The sequence below is a fragment of the Vibrio sp. Vb1574 genome, from assembly GCF_033338675.1.
Genome location: NZ_JAWOTC010000284.1, coordinates 1 through 1,256, shown reverse-complemented (window position 1 = coordinate 1,256; position 1,256 = coordinate 1). Strand labels below are relative to the sequence as shown.

1 pseudogene is annotated in these 1,256 nt (G+C 46.8%); it reads left to right on the top strand.

The features are described 5' to 3' along the window. Positions 1–1,256 (top strand): annotated as a pseudogene (locus tag R7O12_RS25565) (insulinase family protein); the annotation flags it as partial.

The following is a 1,256-nucleotide window of genomic DNA, read 5'->3' as shown; positions in this document are numbered from 1 at the left end:
CATCATTCAAGCTGTCTTTCAATATCTAACCATGATCAAACAAGACGGAATGAATGAGTGGCGCTACCTAGAGAAGCAAGCAGTGTTGGAGTCGGCATTCCGCTTTCAAGAACCTTCACGCCCTCTCGATTTAGTTAGCCATTTAGTCATCAATATGCAGCATTATCAGCCGCACGATATTATCTATGGCGACTACAAAATGTCGGGCTATGATGAAGATCTACAACGTTCTCTGCTGCAATATTTATCTGTCGACAATGTCCGCGTTACGCTGATCGCCAAAGGACTTGAGTACAATCGCACTGCGGAGTGGTATTTCACCCCCTACTCCGTCACTACATTCAGTAGCGAGCAAAAACGCTTCTTCCAACAAATTGATCCGCGTTGGCAGTTTGTTCTGCCAGAGAAGAACCCGTACATTTGTTACGACCTCGACCCAATGCCCTTTGAAAACGGGGGCTCACTACCGGAGTTGATTGAAGATCTCGAAGGTTTTCGCCTGTGGCATTTGCAAGATGATGAGTTCCGAGTGCCGAAAGGCGTAGTGTACGTTGCGATCGACAGTTCTCACGCGGTCGCATCGCCTAAAAATATTGTGAAAACACGTCTTTGTGTCGAAATGTTTTTGGACTCACTAGCCAAAGAAACCTACCAAGCTGAAATCGCGGGCATGGGCTACAACATGTATGCACACCAAGGTGGGGTAACTTTGACGTTGTCGGGCTTCAGCCAAAAACTGCCACAACTGCTTGAGATGATTTTACGCCTTTTCGCCGCGAGAGAGTTTACCCCGACTCGGTTTGAAACCATCAAACAACAATTATTACGTAATTGGCGAAATTCATCTCAAGATCGCCCAATTTCTCAACTGTTCAACGCATTAACAGGTTTGTTGCAGCCCAACAATCCTCCTTTCGCGACGCTTGCAGAAGCGCTGGAAGAGATTGAAGTCGATGAACTGTCGACATTCGTCGAGTCGATTTTGGCAGAACTCCACGTAGAAATGTTCGTTTATGGCGACTGGCAACGTCAACAAGCGCATGATATGGCAACAACCTTGAAAGATGCCTTGCGCGTAAAAGAACAGCGCTACGAAGAAGCACTGCGTCCGTTAATTATGCTCGGTCAAAATGGCAGTTTTCAGCGCGAAGTGCATTGTAATCAACAAGACTCAGCTGTGGTAATTTACCACCAGTGTGAAGACATCGAACCGCGCAGCATCGCACTTTATTCTTTGGCCAATCACCTCATGTCGG